We start from the raw sequence: 19,470 nt of genomic DNA, 5'->3' as shown, positions 1-19,470 counted from the left end.
TGGACATTGCAGCTATTCCAATTCATTCATTTGCGAATAACTATGGCTGATACTTTGGCTTAGCTTAACCGCATTTTGACCAAGGTATCGGTATACCTTATTGACTAAATAAGAGATCAGACTCATTGGCACCGCGTAGCTATCAAGCGGCGCATGATTGTTCATATGGCAGATAATGACATTCGAGACTTGGTCGGCGTATTTCTGCCCAGATTGGTCGGTAATCAACAGCGTTCGATAAGGTTTCAACTGTGCGAGCATGTCGCTAAACCCGCTCGCCCGGCGTCGAATACCGATCACAATCACAAAATCTTGCTCAGACAAGGACGCTAGATCTTCACCCAGCGTCTGACCAGGCACAGGTAGCAACTCGACGTGGCTTCGACACTGCATCAATTGCTGACGCATGTGCATCGCCAACGGATAACTATTGCGATAGCCAATCACCTTAACCGTTTTGGCTTGAGCAATGGCGTCTATCAGCGCTTTGGAATCCATATTGTTTAATTGGCTCCAAAGCTGTTCAAGGGCGCGCATATCATGCTGAATCTCCGGGTCTTCAATCGAAGAGGTTAATACCGGAACGCCCTTTTCACGTTCAGTGATCAATTCTTGGCGAAGCGCAACGTGATCATCGTAACCCAGTTGGCGAATAAACCGACTCACGCTGGTTTTGGATACATTACACGCCTCGGCAATTTGTCCGGTCGATAACATCAAAATATTTTCCGGATTCAACTGCAGAAAGTCTGCCACACGCCGACTGCTCTCGGTTAAACGAGCATAATGTTGCGTTATACGTTCACTTAACGAGTGGTGACTGTTTGGCATTCTAACTCCCATGGTTAATTAATCGTGGCGACACTTAACGTACCGCAGAAAGAAAACTTTGTAGCTCAGGGGTTTGCGGATTGGCAAACACCACATCACTTTGCCCCGTTTCCCACACTTTGCCTTGATTCATAAACACCACCCGGTCACCAACATCACGGGCAAAGTTCATTTCGTGCGTAACGAGAATCAGCGTCATGCCTTCTGCTTTGAGTTGCTCTAACACCTTAAGCACTTCACCGACTAATTCCGGATCAAGGGCAGAGGTAATTTCATCACACAGCAGCACTTTAGGATTCATTGCCAAAGAGCGAGCAATGGCAACACGCTGCTGCTGCCCGCCTGACAGATTGGTCGGATAGGCATCAAATTTGTCCGAAAGCCCAACTTTTTCCAGCAGCTCACGAGCAAGAGTTTCACACTCTGAAGGCGTTTTTCTTAGTACCAACTTTGGTGCAAGCATCACGTTTTCTCCCACAGTCATATGTGGAAATAAGTTGAAGCTTTGAAACACCATGCCCACACTACGACTGAGCAAGCGCAGCTTGTACTCATCATTTTCGACCGCTTGGTTGTCGACGATAACCACGCCATCTTGATAGGTTTCTAACCCATTCATACAACGCAGTAAGGTGCTTTTCCCCGACCCACTGCGACCAATAATCGAGACCACTTCCCCCGGCTCAACTTTAAGGTCGACCCCTTTTAGAACGTGGTTTTCGCCATAATATTTATGGACTTGTTCAACACTAACCAGCGACATGATTGCGAGCCTCCAAATAACGCGCCAAAAGAGAAAGCGGGTAACAAATAACAAAGTAAAGCAGCGCGACTAACGCAAACACTTTAAACGGCTGGAACGTCGCGTTATTCAGCATGGTTCCTGCTTTTGTCAATTCGACGAAACCAATGATCGACGCTAACGCGGTGCCTTTAACAATTTGCACCGAGAACCCAACCGTAGGCGCGATAGCTAAGCGCGCAGCTTGTGGCGCAATCACATAACGCATGCTTTGCAGATAGCTCAAGCCCATTGTGCGGCATGCTTCCCACTGTCCTTTTGGCAGTGACTCGATACACCCACGCCATATATCATGAAAAAAAGCGCTACTAAATAGCGTTAATGACAATGTTGCCGCCGTCCAAGGACTCACTTCAATCCCAACCAGTGATAACCCAAAAAAGGCCAAAAACAGCTGCATTAACAACGGCGTCCCTTGAAACACTTCAACATACGCCTTAATCAAATAACCAAATGCGGGGTTACGTGTACTGCGTAAAAACGTCAATACCAATCCCAACAAACCACCGCAAACAAACGCAATCAAAGACAGCGCGATGGTCCAACGTGCGGCCAGCAACAAGCTACGTACGATATCCCAATCAGTAAATTGCATCATAATCGTGCCTCCTACAGCGATGGGTTTCTAAACGTAACGCGTTTAACCAGCGCAAAACACTGACGCATCACAATCGCAAGTACCAAATAAATCGCCGCTGTCATAATGTAAGACTCAAAACTTAAAAAGCTTCGCGACTGCACAAAGTTGGCGGCGAACGTTAAGTCTTCCACCGAAATCTGCGACACCACGGAAGAACCGAGCATCACGATAATGCATTGACTGACGATGGCTGGGTAAACCCGTTGATAGGCCGGTGGAATCACGATACTCATAAAAATTTGGCGTCTGGTTAATCCTAACGTTTTCCCCGCTTCCCACTGCCCTTTTGGTGTTGCTTCAATACCCGCTCTTAAAATTTCGGTTGAGTAAGCCCCAAGGTTAATGACCATGGCAATAAACCCAGCCTGCCACGCAGATAGCTTGAGCCCCAGCGCTGGTAAACCAAAAAAGATAAAGAACAACTGCACAATAAAAGGCGTATTTCGAATCACTTCAACATATAGCGAGCAAAGCCATCTCAGCCACTGGCTTTGACTGGTTTTTGCCGCAGCGCACAGCGTGCCCAGCCCTAGCCCACACACCGTTGATATCAAGGTAAGCTCAACCGTGGTGCCAAGCCCTGCCACAAACTGCGGCAGGTAGGGAGTCAGCCCACTAAAATCTAGCTGATAACTCATAGTAAGCCCTATGCACCGAGATCTTTAGGAAACGGTGCTTTCAACCATTTCTGAGACAATTCCTCAACCACACCTTGTTGCTTCGCTTCATCTATGAGCGTGTTAACTTCTTCAACCAGCGCGGTTTCACCTTTAGCGACACCGACATAGCAAGGGGAGTTTTTCAGCAAGAACTTGGTTTCAGGCGCTTTACCCGGAAAGCGATTGGCAATTTCAGTCACCACCAGGTTCCCGGTTGCAATTAAGCTCACTTGACCTGATAAGTACGAAGACAGCGTCGCGTTATTGTCTTCAAAACGCTTGATCACGGTATCGTCACCTACCAATTTACTCAGCTCCAAATCTTCCACAGAACCTCGAGTCACACCGACGGTTTTACCGCTCAGATCACTAGGTGCAGACACTGATTCTTCATTCGCGCCAAACACGCCCAAATAAAACGGCGCGTATGCTTGAGTAAAATCGATGGCTTTCTCACGCTCTGGGTTTTTACCCATGCTTGAAATCACTAAATCCACTTTACCCGTTTGTAAGTAAGGAATACGGTTAGCGCTAGTAACCGGAACAAGCTCGAGTTTGACATCCATTTTGTCCGCTAAGTACGCCGCCATATCAATGTCGTACCCTTGTGGCTGCAAATCAGTGCCCACCGAACCAAACGGTGGAAAGTCTTGCGGCACCGCCACTTTTAGTACACCACGCTGTTTGAGGGTCTCCAATTGGTCTGCTTGGGCATGGCTCACTCCTAGTAGCAACCCAAGCGCTATCATCGCTTTTGATATCACATTGCTCAATTTCACTCTGTATCTCCTTAAACTAAATGAAACGTTTGAAACAATTACCGTTAACATCGCAACGTTCGTGCCAAACCGAAGCAAAATAAAAACCGCAATGATATGAGTCAGTTAGTACCAAGTGCGGATTTATAATTTACTATTCAATTAATAAAGTGAAACTTTTGGTGCAACAATGAATCTTGTTGGTGCAATCGTTTCATTATCTCTGTTTGTATTCATATAAGCAAAGGCTGTCTGCATAAAACAGACAGCCTTATCATTTTTAGCCTTTTTGCTTCGACATTTCGAGCGTTGATAATTTTACCGATGATGACTGCATCATGATTCGATAAGACAGTGCTGCAACCGCACCACCAATGAACAATGAATAGTTCGCTAAATCAGTGACAATGAAGGTCGTGACAATCGCCACCAAACCAGCAAATACTAACGCGTATACGCTCTTCATATTAATACCGTTCTCGTACCAGTAAAGCCCTTTAGGTGACTCGGTGTACAGTGAAGGAATGTCAATTTCGCCTTTCTTCACGAGGTAGTAGTCAACCAAGATAATGCCGTACAGTGGCCCAATCATCGCCGCCAATACATCCACTGTGTAGTGAATCACTTCTGGGTTATTAAACAGGTTCCAAGGCGTCAACAGTACGGAACCAAAAGCGGCAATAAACCCGCCCGCTTTAAAGCTGATCTTTTGTGGAGAAACGTTAGAGAAGTCAAACGCTGGCGCAACAAAGTTCGCCACAATATTGATGCCGACGGTAGCGAAGATAAATGTCATCGCACCAAGCACAGTAATTAATCCAGAATCAAGGCGTTTTACGGTTTCAACTGGATCAGTAATCATCTCGCCAAATACAGGTAGAGAAGCTGAAACAATCACCACACTGAAGACAGAAAACAGAACAAAGTTCAGAGGTAGACCCAACCAGTTGCCTAATTTGAGCTTTTTGTAGCTACCGCAGTAACGAGAGAAGTCACTAAAGTTTAACGTGGGTCCAGCAAAGTACCCGGCCACCAAGGCAGATGCGATAAACATTTGAACAAACGCATCCCAACCTTCCAGTTTCTTCGAACTTAGGTTAAAGCTAATGTTGTCCCAACCAGCAAGGTTTATCATGTAAATACAAAGCGCAAACATTGCAATGTAAATCGCAGGCCCAGACCAATCAATCACTTTACGAATCGCATCCATACCAAACATGAAAACAATCCCTTGAATCACCCACATTGCGATGAAACCAACCCAACCTAAATAAGAAAGCCCTAAGAAAGTCGGCTCAGAAAGGCTTGCCATATTCGGGAAAAAGTAAAGTAAAAGAATGATGAATGAGCTAGAAGCCAAGAAGGTCTGAATCCCGTACCAAACCACCGCAATCAGGCCACGAATCACAGCTGGAATATTGGCTCCAAACACACCAAATGACATACGAGCGACCACCGGGAATGGCACACCGGCTTTTTGTCCAGGCTTGCCCATCAAGTTTGCAAACAGCATCACCACCATAATGCCGACTAACAAACTGATGAAGACCTGAATTCCGTTTAGCCCAAGGGCAAACAGACTCGCTGCGAACACATAGCCACCCACGCTGTGAACATCAGACATCCAAAAAGCAAAAATACTGTACCAACCCCACTTCTGTTCTTTATCAGGAGCGAGATCCTCGTTGCTTAAACGTTTACTAGGAGTAAAGTCCTTTTCCATTGTTTTATTTCCTTATCGCACATTGTATACAATCCTAAATACAAGTTGTGTGCCAAAACGTTAAAGCAACGTATTTCCTAGGTTTATCGAAAACTCAATAGACATTTTTAAGCGCAATTGCACTAAGATAGATCACAATTGCAACCTTGCGGTGCAAGGCTTTCTCGGTAAACGGTGAAAAGTCACGCTTTTACTGGAAATAGTAAGGTAAAAAAGTACTAATAAAATGGTATACATATTGCTAAGATATTTTGTATACAACCGTAGCAAAGAGAGTATCATGTCTAACGACGAGAAGATTTATCGAAAGATGTTGAAAGCCATCGTTGAGCACCAATTACCTCCTGGTGAGCGCCTTCCCGAAGATAAGCTATCTGAAGCGTTTGGAGTGAGCCGGACAGGCATACGAAAAGTGCTACAACGCTTGGCAATTGAACGCTTTGTCGTTATTCAACCCAACAAAGGTGCGCAAGTAAACCGCCCTAGCCGCCAAGAAGCGGAAGAGGTTCTCGAGAGCCGCATTATGTTAGAGCCGCTTCTATTACCCGATGTGATCGATAATTGGCAGCCACGTTGCCTTGACCATTTCGTGACGATGGTGGAAGAGGAAAAACGCGCCGATCGCGAAGGTGACCTTGCCAGCTCAATACACCTCACCGCCAAGTTTCACTATGAACTGGCTAAGCTGGGTAACAACTCCGTACTCGCTGAATTTATTGAGCAACTTTGTTACCGCTCGTCATTAGTGATTGCCGCCTACGGTACGCGTGAAAGCGTAAGCTGTGATTGTGGCGATCACCACGCTTTGCTGGAGCTGATTGATAATGGAAAAATCGAGCAGGCCCAGCACTGGATGACTCATCACCTCAAACAGATCAAAGCCTCTATCTCGCTTCGAGGTAAACGCGATGATCACATTGATTTCCAAAAGCTTTTCTCTGGAATGGAATAATTATGCGAATTCAAATTATCAACCCTAATACCTGCCAAGGGATGACCGATAAAATAGCCCAAAGTGCACAGAGCGTTGCCTTACCAACGAGTGATATTCTTGCCCGCTCACCTGCTCATGGGCCTGAAAGTATAGAGAGTGCTTTTGATGAAGCCATTGCTGGTGCCGCGGTATTGGATGTTGTCGCTGATGGCGAACAGCAAGGCGTCGATGCGCATATCATCGCCTGTTTTGGTGATCCTTCAATTGATGCGGCGCGCGAAATTGCTCATGCCCCCGTTATCGGCATCGCGGGTGCCGCGTTCCAACTCGCGAGCCTTGTTGCTCATCGCTTTGGTGTGGTGACGACCATGAGCAGAACCTTGCCAGCGGCCCACCATCTGTTGGATCGTTACGGTTACGCGCACCTTTGTTCTGGCGTTCGTGCCACCGACATTCCGGTATTAGATTTAGAACACGTAGAACACAGTATCTATCAACAACTGTTGGACGAGTGCCGTGCAGCGATTGAACAAGATGGCGCCGAAGCCATTGTGCTCGGCTGTGCAGGAATGTCTGATTTGGCCAATGAATTAAGCCTTGAGCTGCAAGTCCCCGTTATTGATGGGGTTGCCGCCGCAGTCAAACTGGCAGAATCACTGCATCAACTCAAACTGACAACGTCAAAAAGCGGGCAATACGCTGCGCCATTAGGCAAAGCCTTCATTGGACGCTACGCACATTTAAGCCGCTAATTAAAACAACAAGGAACTCAACATGGACGTAAATAACCCACGAGATTATATCGGCTACGGTCGAGACAATGTGCCAGACGCCAACTGGCCCAATAAAGCCAAAATTGCCGTGCAGTTTGTATTAAATTACGAAGAAGGTGGTGAAAACTGTGTCTTACATGGTGACCCACACGCGGAAACTTTCCTTTCAGAAATGGCAGGCGCAGAACCCTACCCAGCTCGCCATATGAGCATGGAATCTTTGTACGAATACGGGTCACGTGCCGGGGTTTGGCGCATTCTCAATGAGTTCAAAAAACGCCAGTTGCCGCTGACCATTTTTGGTGTTGCAACCGCATTGCAGCGCAACCCTGAAGTTTTGAAAGCAATAATGGAAGATGGACACGAGATTGCGTGTCACGGTCTGAAATGGATTCACTATCAAGACAAGTCGATGGAAGAAGAGCGTCAGCATATGCATGAAGCGCTTGAGATCATTGAAAACTTGACCGGTAAGCGTCCTATTGGTTGGTATACTGGACGTGATTCACCGAATACACGCTTATTGGTCGCCGAGCAAGAAGGCCTGCTTTATGACTCTGACTATTATGGTGACGATCTGCCGTTTTGGACTGACGTTCCTGATGGTGAAGGTCAAACCAAACCACACCTCGTGATTCCTTATACTCTTGATACTAACGACATGCGCTTCGCATCGCCGTACGGTTTTAGCCATGGGGAAGAGTTCTTCCAATATTTGAAAGAGAACTTTGACTGTTTGTATCAAGAGGGTGAAACCAAGCCTAAGATGATGAATATCGGTATGCACTGCCGAATTTTAGGTAAGCCAAGTCGCTTTATGGCGCTGAAAAAATTCCTTGATTACGTGCAATCATTCGATGATGTGTGGGTAACCACTCGCGAGCAAATCGCCCATCACTGGATAGAGAACCATCCGCCGAAATAATGGTTGAAGGCGTTTTTTAAATCGTTCCAATCCTTTCACCAAGCCAAAGCCACTCGCCCCTTCCTGAGAGTGGCTTTTTTTATGCGCCTAGCCTCTTATCCCAATTTTGGTGCAAAAGCTCTAGACCAGAGCCACATCATTAAACCTAAGTTTATAATAAATAAAGATAAATTTGAATAACACAGCATGGCATATAGCTTGCTTAAAACTAATACAATAACGAAAACAACATTGTATACAGGAAAGTATTATGTCTAAACAAGGAAGTGACGAGCTGATTTATGCGCTCGATGACAAACCCGAAACCGTGCCTGCCTTTTACGCCGGTTTGCAGCATGTTCTTGCGAGTTTCGTTGGAATTATTACCCCGACTCTGGTGATTGGCGGCGTGCTTGGTTTGGGATCTCATGTCCCGTATTTAATTAGCATGGCACTCATTGTCTCTGGTGTCGGCACGTTTATTCAAGCGCGGCGTATCGGTCCCATTGGCGCTGGGATGATATGCGTACAAGGTACCAGTTTTGCGTTTTTGGGCTCTGTTTTGGCGGCAGGTTTTATTGCCAAATCGAAAGGTGGCGGCCCTGAAGAGATCTTATCGTTGATCTTTGGCGTGTGTTTTGTCGGTGCATTTATTGAAATTTTTCTGTCCCAGTTTATTGGCAAGCTTCGCAAAATTATTACTCCGATCGTTACTGGTGTCGTTGTTACCACCATTGGCATTTCACTGATTAAAGTCGGCATGACAGACTTAGCCGGTGGAATGAAAGCGCCAGATTTCGGTCAGTGGCATAACTTGGCGCTCGGCGCCGTGGTACTGGTGACGATTATCCTAATGAACCGTTCAAAAAACCTCATGGTGCGTTTGTCATCAATCCTAGTGGGTATGGTGGTTGGCTACGCGATCGCGGCACTAATGGGGATGGTAAATCTTGAGGGCGCGTTTAACCAGCCCATGGTCAGTATTCCGGTGCCCTTCAAATACGGTTTTGATTTTGATTGGTATGCTTTCGTCCCAATCGCGGTTATTTATGCCATTACAGCGATTGAATCGACAGGCGATTTAACCGCAAACTGTATGATCACTAAACAGCCAGTCACAGGGCCGACTTATCTGCGACGCATTAAGTCCGGCATTTTAGGTGACGGGGTCAACTCACTCATCGCATCGGTATTTAACACCTTTCCCAACACCACGTTCAGCCAAAATAACAGTGTGATTCACCTTACTGGTATTGCGAGCCGTTATGTCGGTTATTTTGTGGCTCTGATCTTATTCGTTTTAGGTCTGTTTCCCATTATCGGCGGCATTTTAACAACAATCCCTAAACCGGTGATTGGTGGTGCAACCTTGGTGATGTTTGGCACTGTGGCGGCCGCGGGCATTAAAATTATTGCTCGTGAGCAGCTTGATCGTAGAAACTTAATGATTCTAGCGGTTTCGTTTGGCATTGGGCTGGGCGTTATGCTGGTTCCTGACATCGTGAAAGAGATGCCAAAACTGCTGCAAAGCGTTCTAGGCTCGCCGGTCACCACCAGTGGTATTGCGGCGATAATTATGACGCTGATTCTATCGGAAGAGGAAGAGACTCAACCGCAAACCAAACAAGCCTGGAGTGAGGAACACAGCTAAGCGCAAGCGTGGATAAAAAAACACCCAGCCATTGTGCTGGGTGTAAAGTATGCAGCCTGTGACGGTTAACACCCCAAGCAATAAAAAGAAGCGCTAGCCGACATGGAAAGCGCTCCCTTTGGGGGTGTTTGCTGCATAAAATCGGTTAATCGTGGCTAAACCTCGTGGCGTCAAACATGTTAAGAAAGCGGTGCACAATATAGGTAACAAGTAATGTAACAACGATGGCAAACAATACACTGCTCACTCGATATAGCGCACTAAACACGAGGTCGCCGTCTGGCGCGAGATACTGCCCAAACAGAATTCCCAGCGTGGTCAACCCACCGAATCCGGCACCAGAACCACTGGATTCTTTAACGTGCATGTAGCTAAACACCATGGTGCCAATCCAAAGCAGTGGGACGACAAACAGCAGTAATCCAGACCAGTCATAAAGAAATAACTGCCCCACCATACCAAAGCTCACCCCCATCAAAGTGCCCATTGCCCGTTTGCGCGCGTACCCTAATGCGCCATTCCAATGCATGGGAAAAAGCAATAGTAACGTCGTCGCTTGGGCCGACATGGAATCACTAAGATCAAAAATCTGAAACACCAAAAATGATAATGTGGCGATGGTCGCGCCCATCAATGCTTCATGACGCATGCGGTGCGATTTTTTCGGCTCGGTTGGCCTTGGTGGTGGCTGACGCGGTTCGACATCGGGAATCAAATAGGTCATCAAATACGCAATACCAATCGAAAGAATATTGGCAAGCAAGTTACCCATAATTAATTCATTGAGATCCGTCGACTGATAGCTGGCAAAATGCAACATAATACTCAAGCTGATGACACTGTTTGCCCCAAACAGGAACAAACTGCCTTTCGACATGGCTGCGAATTTGCCAATGAAAAGCAGGAAAACGATCATCGTCATCATCATTGGGTGACTACCGAAATAGCCACCAAGCAGTCCCACTTCCAGACCGCACACTACACCAGCCGCAAGCAGTTGCTTCGCTGCACTCATGCTCATGACGGGTACCATACCAAGCAGCAACATAGGCGTGACGGTAAAAAAGACACCGTTATTCCAACCAAACAACTTACAGATAGTAAACCCGAGCGTAGAGCCACACGCGATACGCAAACATTGTCTGAAGTCATTTTCAGACATCGAATGGTCCCAAAGTTTCATACCGCCTCCGTTAGTAAATGTAGTGGAGGATGCTCAAGAAACGAATTTGCACACGAGCTAAAAAGCCAAAGAAAAAGCCGTCTGGTACTAATTGAACACTGGCGCGTGCTCCTGATGGCATGTTCTCTGCAATATCGGACTCAAGGATATCAACGTGCAGGCGCATACGCTGAGCATCTCGAACCCAACGGTTAGATGTTGTTGGCGCGGCTAAACGGCCATTAGCTTCAATCTGTCCGTCGCTAACCCCGGCATCAATACTGCTGACTGCCGCTTCAAACACTTGGCCTGGTTTGCTGTCAAACGCCACCAACGCTTTGCTGTCCGTGGTAAAGTGACGCAGACTTTTTTCACGAAAATCGGCAATCACATCCACTTTATTTGAGACCAACGCGACCAAAGGGGTTCCCGCGGCCGTGTACGTTCCCGATTCCAGTTGTAAGTTAGTGACAATCCCATCACTCTCTGCCACAGCTTGAGTGTATGAAAGATTTAATATCGCCGAATCTAACTCGTTACGAGCAACACGAATATTAATGTTGTTATCGGATGTGTCTCCGCGGCTTACAATCAGCTGTTTTAAACGCGCTTTTGAGGCGAGCAAATTGGCTTTGGCTGCGGTAGCCTCACTAACGGCATCATCACGTAACTGCTGCGAAGTGCCCTTACGATTAAACAGCGTATCAAGACGGTTTGCTTCACGTTGTCTTTGGGCAAGCGTCGTTTCCGCCGCAACCACGTCCGCACGCGCCGCTGCGATAGAAGCATCAAGTTGAGCGTTATTTTGTTTTACCGTTTCTAAGTTGAGCTTTGCTTTTTCTACTGCCAACTCATATTGCTGAGGATCGATTTCAAACAGCACATCACCTTTATGGACAACTTGGTTGTTGTGGACATAAATGTTGGTGATTTGACCACTAACACGAGGCGCGACTTTGGTCGTCACTCGAGTCGCCATCGCTTGTGGTGTCACTGGCATCGCCAAATCAGCAATCAGAAAATAAACAAATAAAGCAAGGAATACCGAGCAGGATATTTTAATCCAGCGGGTAAATTTCTGATCTGGGGTCATAGAACATTACTTCTCTTTAATACAAATAGGATGACTTATTCACTAAGTACGGCAGTGGCGTTGAGAGAAATTCTTTCAAGGATTGAACGCATTAATTGCATTTCTTCTTCACTGATACCCTGAAGAATTTGACGACGAACATTGAAAATACGCTGCTCCAACTGCTCAAGGATTACCTTACCTTGCGCAGTTAAGCGAACATTACGGACACGTTTATCATGCTCACAACAGTGACGCGTCACCAACCCTTGTTCTTCAAGTTGATTGAGTGTACGCATTAAAGAAGCGAGCTCGATTTCTAGTGCATCGGCTAATGTCTTCTGGCTTACGTTGTCGCCTAGCCGTTTTAACTTCCACAACGCAGTCCAACGCGAATGGGTTAAACCGAGTGGCGAAAGTTCTTCGTCGGCCACGGTTTTCCACAATCGAGTTGCTCGACTCATCTGTTCGACAGGCGACAATTCATTTGTGTTATGGATGTCTAACTTCATTATTTGGCTACACCATTACTTAGCAGGCTAAGCAATGTATAATACTTAGCATGCTAAGTAAAGTTTTTGTGACTAAATTCTCATTATTCGTGTAATAAAAGCTATTAATCATTCACAATGTAAGGACAAACATTATAAGCGTCGCACATTTTCCCTTGGCATATTTCAAAACAATTACTCAATGTTTACCACCTGACAACAACACGTTAAGCACATGTCCCAAACGCACTGCGAAAAATGGCGCGAGTCACGATGCTCCGCCCGGCATTATTTCTCATGGAACAACGCGCTCATTGCCTAGAGTTATTGCTAAAAGTTCAGAAAAGGTGTTTGATTGATAGAGATGTTGTAAATGAAGGATTCTTCCTATGTGTCGCTGGCTTGCTTATCAAGGCAGTCCTATTTACCTTGATGAATTGGTATATGAACCAGAGTATTCACTCATCCATCAGAGTCTCGAAGCCCGCAAGGCGATTACTCGAGTCAACGCCGATGGTTTTGGCCTGGGTTGGTATACCGAGCGAAGTACACCTGGGCAATTTCATGAAGTATTACCCGCTTGGGGTGATGAAAACTTAAAGTCCCTGACACACCACATTCGCTCACACCGTTTTATGGCACATATCCGTTCTTCAACAGGAACCCAAGTATCGCGCAGTAACTGCCATCCGTTTATCATTGGCAATTGGATGTTCTTGCACAATGGACAAATTGGCGACTTTACAAAGGTCAAATACGAGTTAGAACGCCGATTACCGGAATACCTGTATATTGAAAAGCGCGGAACAACAGACAGCGAATTAATCTTTCTATTGATGATCAAAAATGGTCTGCGCCATACACCAGTCAAAGCTATACGCACCACGATTGCTGAAATTGAATCAGTCATCGAAGAAAAGCAGGCGGGTGAGCATCCATTTAAAGCCTCAATGTGCATTTCTGATGGCGACCAATTCTGGGTTGTCAGATACAGTACCGATGAGCAGCCACCAACCATTTTCGCGAAACCGCAACAAGATGCCATGGTTTTAGCCTCAGAACCCCTCGACAGTGATCCACAGTGGAAAATCATTAAACCGCAAACCATCACGCATGTGGTCGGCAATAAGACCATTGCCTACCCGATTGAAGAAACCAGCGCATTCACTCTTCAACAAAAAGCCACCTCATAGGTGGCTTCATTTCACTTTATTGCTCGATTAAAGTGCCGATTTCCATGCCGATTCTGGCAACAGATATAAGCCTGCTTGGTGGCTTGAACCTTGCCCGACAATATGCCCAATGCCACTTGCCATCACTGCAAGCGTCACATCAAACGCATTTAGACTGTCGCCATACCCTGCCGTTAAATTAAACATTGAACCATCGGCCAAAAGGTAGACCGTTTTACTATTCCATTGATAAGCGTCAACATGAGGCATTGGCTGAGTGTGCGTCGCCACTTGCTTGAGATACTCAACATTAATTTCTTTCGCCACATGCCCGACATTCAAGACAAATACACCATCTTTCATCGCCTGCAAGTGAGTCGCACTGACCACATCATCCGCACCTGTCGCGGTGGCGATCACATCGGCATACTGGGCAGCTTCGGCGAGCTCAACGACTGGCCAACCATCGTATTTAGCTTGCAGTGCACGCGCCGGGTCTAACTCAACGATCTGCACCTGTCCGCCATAAGCCTTAGCAGAGGCCGCAACGCCCTGCCCGACCAACCCATAGCCGATCACTACCACAATTTTTTCATGTAAGGTCAGGTGTGTGGTTTGAAAAAAGGTATGCCAAGCCGTTAGTCCTACCATGTGTCGGTTATGCAGCCCCTCTTTAACGGGTAGATCATCCCAGTTAAAAATGGGGTAATCAGGCGTAACCCCACCTAAACGACTAATGCCTGACCCCGTAGCTTCTAGGCCAGCTTTAATCTTATGTTGACGTGGCATTTGATGCAGGCGAGAAGTTAAATCTGCACCCATTTCGCATAAATGGCTCGGCTGCCAATCCAAGGCTTTATCGAAAGAGTCGAACCAATCCTGCTCACTCATATCACGCCATGCGTGAGCACATGCCCCCTTGTGTTTGAGATAATCGACGACGTCATTTTGGACTGTGGTTGGGTTGCACGTGGTGAGATAAATCTCCGCGCCTTTATCGAGGAGTCCGCCAACTAACGGCGCCATTTTCAAATCCAAATGCATGTTGCACGCAAGTTTGACCCCATTTAAATCAGGCAAGGCGGCAATCGCCGCGTGAGTTCGGGGCATATGACGGGCAGCCCATGCTAATTCTGCAGAAAAATCCTTGTACATATCATCAAACTCCAGGAATAAATTTCAATTTATCTTACTGAAATAACGGCGTTTTGATAGTGTTAAACGAGATAAATCATTTCAATACTATGAGTATCCCACTCCACTTCAGTATCAAGTTACGCCCATAAAAAAAGTATCCACCGGCATAGCCGGTGGTTTTTCATATGCGCCTATAAGGCTCTCCTACTGGCAGCGCCCTAGCAGGCGCGTAGTGATCTGACATTTGCATATGACTATTTCCTGCGGCCCGTAAACGGGCTACCTGAATACGGGAGCGATAATTGCTCTCCCATTTTATCCTGCTCTAATTGGTGCTTGATGTAATTTTGTATCTTGCTCGTATTCTTACCTACCGTATCTACATAATAACCTCGGCACCAAAACTCTCGATTTCTATATTTAAACTTCAAATCGCCGAATCGTTCATAAAGCATTAGGCTACTTTTGCCTTTCAAGTACCCCATAAACCCTGAAACACTCATTTTGGGCGGTATTTCTAAAAGCATGTGGATATGATCCGCGCAACATTCCGCTTCAAGAATGTTCACATTTTTCCATTCACATAGTTTCCTCAATATTTCACCTATCGCTCTACGTTTTTCTCCGTAGAAAACTTGCCTTCTATATTTCGGTGCAAAGACTATGTGGTATTTACAGTTCCAGCGCGTGTGCGCTAAGCTCTTTTCGTCCCCCATTGGGACCCCCTTTCAATTCTTAATTAACTCTTGCAGTTGCCAGACCACAAGACGTTTTTATCAAATTGAAAGGGGTTATATAACTGACTTATAGCTATAAGCTTTACGGAACCCCCAGCCTAGCTGGGGGTTTTCTCTATACAAAAAAACGGCGATGCTAAGCATCGCCGTTTGGTTCACCCAATAATTGGATTTATTAGAATTCCTTAGTCTACGCTCAGTGAAGACATATCAATCACGAAACGGTGTGCTAGGTCACCTTGAGCTAGACGCTCAAATGCACCATTGATACCGTCCATCTTGATCATTTCACATTCTGGGTAGATGTCGTGCTTAGCACAGAAATCGATCACTTCTTGAGTCTCTTTGATACCACCGATGAGAGAACCTGCGACACTGCGACGGTTGAACACAAGTGGTACTGACATAAGCTCTTCTAGTGGGCCTACTTGACCAACGATAACAAGAGAACCGTTAACGTCTAGCAGTGGCGTGTACACGTTCACGTCGTGTTTTACTGGTACGGTGTCGATGATAAGATCAAACGCAGCACCATTTGCTTGCATTTCATCAGCATCAGATGAAGCAAGGATGCCTTTCGCACCGAGTGCTTTTGCTTCTTCTTCTTTTGATTTAGAACGGCTGATAACAGTCACTTCTGCGCCCATTGCAACAGCAAGTTTTACCGCCATGTGACCAAGACCACCAAGGCCAACAACACCGACGCGAGAACCTTCTTTCACACCCCAGTGACGAAGTGGAGAGTAAGTGGTGATACCTGCACATAGAATAGGTGCTGTACGAGATAGATCCATGCTTTCAGGAATGCTTAGAACGAACTCTTCACGAACGACGATGTGTTTAGAATAACCACCTTGAGTGATTTCACCAGATTGACGATCAGGTGCACCGTACGTTGGTGTCATACCGTGACGGCAGAATTGCTCTTCATGATTATGGCATTGATCACACTCTTGACAGCTATCGACCATACAACCAACAGCAACTTGGTCACCCACTTTGTAGTTTTTCACATCTGAACCAACAGACAGTACTTTACCTACAATTTCATGACCAGGAACGAGTGGGTATGGTTGATCACCCCAGTCGCCGTTTACTGTATGCAAATCTGAGTGACAAACACCAGAATACAAAATTTCAATTGCTACATCATTTGGACGCAATTCTCGGCGTTCAAAGTGGTAAGGAACGAGATCTGAGTCAGCTGAATGAGCTGCATATCCTAATGTTTTCATTAATTTATAACCTTTTTCTATTGAATAAGTGTCAAGATTATTGCCGTTAAGGCAGCGAGTACTATTATCAAAGATAGTTGACCCTTTTAGTATGCTCAATTCTCTCTGAAATATGCACGATTCTACAAAAATCAGTGAGGAAAGCGTCTCTAAGCCAAGGTTTGATGATTAATTGTGCTCTCTGGAATATTTTGCGTATTACGGTCAAGTGACGGGGCGACGCCAAACGTACGTCCGTAATCGCGGCTAAATTGTGATGCACTTTCATAGCCAACGCGGTACGCCGCAGAAGAAATCTCCATACCTTGCATAATCAAACGACGCGCTTCGTACAAACGCAACTTCTTTTGAAACTGCAAAGGCGACAGCATGGTGATGGTTTTAAAGTGCTGATGCAAAGAAGAGACACTCATGTTCACTTCATTCGCTAAGGTTTCAACCTTAATTGGACAGTGGAAGTGTTCATTTAAATATTGCACAGCGCGCATGATTTTACTGCTGGATGAATCATAAGAGCATAAGTGGCGAAGACGCGCCCCCATCGGGGTATTGAGCAACCGATAGGCGAGCTCTCGTTCAAGCATTGGATATAACACCGGCACATCACTTGGATTATCGAGCAAGTCCAACATGCGTCGCATCACATCCATCAAATCATCGGTTGGTGAATTAATCGTCACTGCTGGCATGTCCGCCGCTTCAGTTTGCGGATTGACCTGAATCGTTGGCATCACACTGACTAACACATCCATATCCAATTCAAACACCAAGCATAGATACGGTTTTTGTTCAGATGCATCGACGATATTGGACGTAATCGGCATATCAACCGACGCCACTAAACACTGCCCAGCGACAAACTCTTGATTCTCACCTTGCAAAGATAAACTTTTAACCCCTTGAAGGGTAAGAATAAAACTGGGTTTATAGATATTTGCATCGCATCGGGTAGGACGAGACGCTCGAAAGAAACTCAGCGCTTTAAGCTCAGTCGTATTCATGCCGTCATGTTCGATATGGGCGGCAACTTGCTGTGCAAACCTCTGAGTTAACTCATTCATTTTGGTAATCCCTTTATAAAAATGACGCAAATAAGTGAATTGTTACGAGCCGTAAAATTTTCTTACATCTTTAATTGACGGCAAACTTAGCTTTGTAGAATCAAGCAAGTGTTTTGGAGAAACGTGATATTGGTATCGTCAGCCTGTATCTAGACTAGTAACAATACCATCTATGCTGTTGAAAGGTAACTACAGTTAAGTAAGCAAAGGTATCCATTTTTGTTCAATGATATAGAGAATTAGGCAAACATCATCCGGTTAATACCCCCGGTCATGTTGCTATTGAGATGGTGCTGAGCAGCAATACCTTCTATACAGAAACCTTTGTTACAGGTTACAGCCACAACAGCAGAAAACGATCACCCCCAAACCGTCAGTGGAAACCAACTTGGCGACCTCTGACGGTTTATTCAGACCATTGCACGAAGATACGCTAAAAACAAGGAACTTTAGTCTATGAAAAAAAGATACCAAATCCCTTTGCTTGTCTCGCTCCTTTCCGCCTCTGTCTATGCTGCAGATAGCAGCTCAAGCAAGGCGATGCTCGAAACCGTTTCACCAAAGATGGCACAAACGCAAGAGTTTATGGACAACGAGCTTTGGAAGCGTTCTGAACTGTCACCAAAAGAGCGTAGCCTTGTCACCTTTGCCGCAGCGATAGCGCGCGACCAAACCGCAGTGATGAGCGAACAAATCGAGCAAGCGCTTGATAATGGTGTAACGCCAAAAGAGTTGTCTGAAACTATGACCCACCTGGCTTTTTATGCTGGCTGGGGTAACGCAATGTCAGCCGTCAAAGCGGCAGAGCCTATCTACAAAGCTCGTGGTATAAAACCTAGCGACATTGAACCTGCAAACATCAAACTTTTACCGATTAACGAAGAAGCAGAAAAAGCACGTGCTGATTTCGTTGATGAGCGTTTTGGCGACGTTTCGCCAGGTGTTGTCCAATACACCACAGACAAGCTATTTAAAGACTTATGGCTTCGTCCAAACCTTGCGCCAAAAGATCGTAGCTTGGTAACCGTCAGTGCGTTAGTGGCGTCCGGTCAAGCAGAGCAAGTGCCTTTCCATTTAAACAAAGCAATGGATAACGGCTTAACCAAAGAACAAGCGTCAGAAATCTTAACCCAACTAGCCTTTTACTCAGGTTGGCCAAAAGCATTTTCTGCCCTACCCGTATTTAAAGAAGTGTTTGAATCACGCGACTAAGCGAAATAGAAAGGAGAGACCATGAAAAAAATGACTTACACCGCAACTGCAGCGCTATTCCTTACTTTGTCGGCCGGTTCAATCGCCAGCGAAGAACTTAAAACCACCGTCATTAAAAGTGGCGACAACCAATCGTTTGTTGGCCCAGAAGATTACTTCACAGGCCAGGCGAATGTTGACATGCTTTTCAAGCCTGCCGATGACATCCCAGCCTCAGCCGCTTACGTAACATTTGAAGCAGGTGCTCGCTCTGCTTGGCACACTCACCCTGCTGGACAACGTTTGATCGTGACAAAAGGGACAGGTCTTACCCAGGAATGGGGTGGTCCAGTTCAAGTCATTCATGAAGGTGATGTCGTGGTATGTCCACCTGGAGTAAAACACTGGCATGGCGCAAGCCCAGACTCAGCAATGACTCATATTGCTATCACGGGTGATAAAGACGGCAAGAACGTAACTTGGATGGAAAAAGTCAGCGACGAGCAATACAACGCAAAGTAATGCCCTAAGCTCAAT

At 45.9% G+C, this 19,470-nt stretch carries 20 protein-coding genes; 7 read left to right on the top strand and 13 right to left on the bottom strand.

Going from position 1 to position 19,470, the window contains the following annotated elements; translation table 11 throughout:
* Window positions 1-12: 12 nt before the first annotated feature.
* From M1D72_RS02865 to M1D72_RS02840, 6 genes are all read right to left on the bottom strand, one after another.
* Window positions 13-831, bottom strand: coding sequence for a MurR/RpiR family transcriptional regulator (locus M1D72_RS02865; RefSeq protein WP_390195722.1), 819 nt, complete (start codon window positions 829-831; stop codon window positions 13-15).
* Between the two features lie 34 nt (window positions 832-865).
* Window positions 866-1,594: an amino acid ABC transporter ATP-binding protein gene (locus M1D72_RS02860; RefSeq protein ID WP_390195725.1), complete on the bottom strand. Its 729-nt coding sequence runs from the start codon at window positions 1,592-1,594 to the stop codon at window positions 866-868.
* On the bottom strand, window positions 1,581-2,231 hold the full coding sequence (locus M1D72_RS02855; protein ID WP_390195727.1) for an amino acid ABC transporter permease: 651 nt from the start codon (window positions 2,229-2,231) through the stop codon (window positions 1,581-1,583). The genes M1D72_RS02860 and M1D72_RS02855 overlap by 14 nt, the downstream gene beginning before the upstream one ends.
* A gap of 11 nt (window positions 2,232-2,242) precedes the next feature.
* Window positions 2,243-2,911, bottom strand: coding sequence for an amino acid ABC transporter permease (locus M1D72_RS02850; RefSeq protein ID WP_456295491.1), 669 nt, complete (start codon window positions 2,909-2,911; stop codon window positions 2,243-2,245).
* Between the two features lie 8 nt (window positions 2,912-2,919).
* Window positions 2,920-3,711, bottom strand: coding sequence for a transporter substrate-binding domain-containing protein (locus tag M1D72_RS02845; RefSeq protein ID WP_456295490.1), 792 nt, complete (start codon window positions 3,709-3,711; stop codon window positions 2,920-2,922).
* 259 nt (window positions 3,712-3,970) lie between these two features.
* Window positions 3,971-5,413, bottom strand: a complete 1,443-nt coding sequence (locus M1D72_RS02840) for an NCS1 family nucleobase:cation symporter-1 (RefSeq protein ID WP_390195734.1) — start codon at window positions 5,411-5,413, stop codon at window positions 3,971-3,973.
* A gap of 280 nt (window positions 5,414-5,693) precedes the next feature.
* Between M1D72_RS02840 and M1D72_RS02835 the strand changes: the two genes are divergently transcribed.
* The 4 genes from M1D72_RS02835 (at window position 5,694) to M1D72_RS02820 (ending at window position 9,675) form a co-directional block, all read left to right on the top strand.
* The gene (locus M1D72_RS02835; protein ID WP_390195736.1) at window positions 5,694-6,365 is read left to right on the top strand and encodes a GntR family transcriptional regulator; all 672 of its coding nucleotides are present in this window, start codon (window positions 5,694-5,696) and stop codon (window positions 6,363-6,365) included.
* A 2-nt stretch (window positions 6,366-6,367) separates the two neighbouring features.
* Complete coding sequence (locus tag M1D72_RS02830) at window positions 6,368-7,099, top strand: aspartate/glutamate racemase family protein (RefSeq protein ID WP_456295489.1); 732 nt, start codon at window positions 6,368-6,370, stop codon at window positions 7,097-7,099.
* Window positions 7,100-7,121: 22 nt separating this feature from the next.
* Window positions 7,122-8,045: an allantoinase PuuE gene (gene puuE, locus M1D72_RS02825; protein ID WP_456295488.1), complete on the top strand. Its 924-nt coding sequence runs from the start codon at window positions 7,122-7,124 to the stop codon at window positions 8,043-8,045.
* A gap of 250 nt (window positions 8,046-8,295) precedes the next feature.
* A complete protein-coding gene (locus M1D72_RS02820; protein ID WP_390195742.1) occupies window positions 8,296-9,675 on the top strand; it encodes a nucleobase:cation symporter-2 family protein in 1,380 nt (459 codons plus the stop codon).
* Window positions 9,676-9,820: 145 nt separating this feature from the next.
* Here the strand turns inward: M1D72_RS02820 and M1D72_RS02815 are convergent, their stop codons facing one another.
* The 3 genes from M1D72_RS02815 to slyA are packed head-to-tail and all read right to left on the bottom strand — an operon-like array spanning window position 9,821 to window position 12,421.
* The gene (locus tag M1D72_RS02815) at window positions 9,821-10,858 is read right to left on the bottom strand and encodes a DUF2955 domain-containing protein (RefSeq protein ID WP_390195744.1); all 1,038 of its coding nucleotides are present in this window, start codon (window positions 10,856-10,858) and stop codon (window positions 9,821-9,823) included.
* Window positions 10,859-10,868: 10 nt separating this feature from the next.
* Window positions 10,869-11,930 carry an HlyD family secretion protein gene (locus M1D72_RS02810; RefSeq protein ID WP_390195746.1) on the bottom strand — a complete coding sequence of 354 codons (1,062 nt, stop codon included), beginning with the start codon at window positions 11,928-11,930 and terminating at the stop codon, window positions 10,869-10,871.
* A 35-nt stretch (window positions 11,931-11,965) separates the two neighbouring features.
* Entirely contained in the window at window positions 11,966-12,421 is a 456-nt protein-coding gene (slyA, locus tag M1D72_RS02805; protein ID WP_456295487.1) for a transcriptional regulator SlyA, read from the bottom strand.
* Between the two features lie 368 nt (window positions 12,422-12,789).
* Between slyA and M1D72_RS02800 the strand changes: the two genes are divergently transcribed.
* A complete protein-coding gene (locus M1D72_RS02800) occupies window positions 12,790-13,593 on the top strand; it encodes a class II glutamine amidotransferase (RefSeq protein ID WP_390195750.1) in 804 nt (267 codons plus the stop codon).
* A 27-nt stretch (window positions 13,594-13,620) separates the two neighbouring features.
* Here the strand turns inward: M1D72_RS02800 and M1D72_RS02795 are convergent, their stop codons facing one another.
* The 4 genes from M1D72_RS02795 to M1D72_RS02780 form a co-directional block, all read right to left on the bottom strand.
* The gene (locus M1D72_RS02795; RefSeq protein WP_390195752.1) at window positions 13,621-14,727 is read right to left on the bottom strand and encodes an adenosylhomocysteinase; all 1,107 of its coding nucleotides are present in this window, start codon (window positions 14,725-14,727) and stop codon (window positions 13,621-13,623) included.
* Window positions 14,728-14,963: 236 nt separating this feature from the next.
* A complete protein-coding gene (gene tnpA, locus M1D72_RS02790) occupies window positions 14,964-15,425 on the bottom strand; it encodes an IS200/IS605 family transposase (protein ID WP_456295486.1) in 462 nt (153 codons plus the stop codon).
* 206 nt (window positions 15,426-15,631) lie between these two features.
* Window positions 15,632-16,681 (bottom strand): NAD(P)-dependent alcohol dehydrogenase, encoded by a 1,050-nt coding sequence (locus M1D72_RS02785; RefSeq protein ID WP_456295485.1) that lies wholly within the window; start codon window positions 16,679-16,681, stop codon window positions 15,632-15,634.
* Between the two features lie 149 nt (window positions 16,682-16,830).
* Complete coding sequence (locus M1D72_RS02780) at window positions 16,831-17,742, bottom strand: AraC family transcriptional regulator (protein WP_456295484.1); 912 nt, start codon at window positions 17,740-17,742, stop codon at window positions 16,831-16,833.
* Between the two features lie 456 nt (window positions 17,743-18,198).
* Here M1D72_RS02780 and M1D72_RS02775 point away from each other — a divergent pair, with 456 nt between their 5' ends.
* Entirely contained in the window at window positions 18,199-18,954 is a 756-nt protein-coding gene (locus tag M1D72_RS02775) for a carboxymuconolactone decarboxylase family protein (protein WP_456295483.1), read from the top strand.
* A 21-nt stretch (window positions 18,955-18,975) separates the two neighbouring features.
* The gene (locus M1D72_RS02770; RefSeq protein WP_456295482.1) at window positions 18,976-19,455 is read left to right on the top strand and encodes a (R)-mandelonitrile lyase; all 480 of its coding nucleotides are present in this window, start codon (window positions 18,976-18,978) and stop codon (window positions 19,453-19,455) included.
* Window positions 19,456-19,470 lie beyond the last annotated feature (15 nt).

This window comes from Vibrio sp. AK197, from assembly GCF_053903115.1.
The sequence above is the reverse complement of the archived record's forward strand: the minus strand, read 5'-3'. Positions and strand labels throughout refer to the sequence as shown.

Bases quoted from the DNA above. Each gene is read 5' to 3' on its own strand.
- M1D72_RS02865 (WP_390195722.1), bottom strand. From the start codon at position 831: ATGCCAAACAGTCACCACTCGTTAAGTGAACGTATAACGCAACATTAT.
- M1D72_RS02835 (WP_390195736.1), top strand. From the start codon at position 5,694: ATGTCTAACGACGAGAAGATTTATCGAAAGATGTTGAAAGCCATCGTT.
- M1D72_RS02785 (WP_456295485.1), bottom strand. From the start codon at position 16,681: ATGAAAACATTAGGATATGCAGCTCATTCAGCTGACTCAGATCTCGTT.
- M1D72_RS02820 (WP_390195742.1), top strand. From the start codon at position 8,296: ATGTCTAAACAAGGAAGTGACGAGCTGATTTATGCGCTCGATGACAAA.
- M1D72_RS02775 (WP_456295483.1), top strand. From the start codon at position 18,199: ATGAAAAAAAGATACCAAATCCCTTTGCTTGTCTCGCTCCTTTCCGCC.
- M1D72_RS02850 (WP_456295491.1), bottom strand. From the start codon at position 2,911: ATGAGTTATCAGCTAGATTTTAGTGGGCTGACTCCCTACCTGCCGCAG.
- tnpA (WP_456295486.1), bottom strand. From the start codon at position 15,425: ATGGGGGACGAAAAGAGCTTAGCGCACACGCGCTGGAACTGTAAATAC.
- M1D72_RS02780 (WP_456295484.1), bottom strand. From the start codon at position 17,742: ATGAATGAGTTAACTCAGAGGTTTGCACAGCAAGTTGCCGCCCATATC.
- M1D72_RS02840 (WP_390195734.1), bottom strand. From the start codon at position 5,413: ATGGAAAAGGACTTTACTCCTAGTAAACGTTTAAGCAACGAGGATCTC.
- M1D72_RS02795 (WP_390195752.1), bottom strand. From the start codon at position 14,727: ATGTACAAGGATTTTTCTGCAGAATTAGCATGGGCTGCCCGTCATATG.
- M1D72_RS02800 (WP_390195750.1), top strand. From the start codon at position 12,790: ATGTGTCGCTGGCTTGCTTATCAAGGCAGTCCTATTTACCTTGATGAA.
- M1D72_RS02855 (WP_390195727.1), bottom strand. From the start codon at position 2,231: ATGATGCAATTTACTGATTGGGATATCGTACGTAGCTTGTTGCTGGCC.
- slyA (WP_456295487.1), bottom strand. From the start codon at position 12,421: ATGAAGTTAGACATCCATAACACAAATGAATTGTCGCCTGTCGAACAG.
- M1D72_RS02770 (WP_456295482.1), top strand. From the start codon at position 18,976: ATGAAAAAAATGACTTACACCGCAACTGCAGCGCTATTCCTTACTTTG.
- M1D72_RS02860 (WP_390195725.1), bottom strand. From the start codon at position 1,594: ATGTCGCTGGTTAGTGTTGAACAAGTCCATAAATATTATGGCGAAAAC.
- M1D72_RS02830 (WP_456295489.1), top strand. From the start codon at position 6,368: ATGCGAATTCAAATTATCAACCCTAATACCTGCCAAGGGATGACCGAT.
- M1D72_RS02810 (WP_390195746.1), bottom strand. From the start codon at position 11,930: ATGACCCCAGATCAGAAATTTACCCGCTGGATTAAAATATCCTGCTCG.
- M1D72_RS02815 (WP_390195744.1), bottom strand. From the start codon at position 10,858: ATGAAACTTTGGGACCATTCGATGTCTGAAAATGACTTCAGACAATGT.
- puuE (WP_456295488.1), top strand. From the start codon at position 7,122: ATGGACGTAAATAACCCACGAGATTATATCGGCTACGGTCGAGACAAT.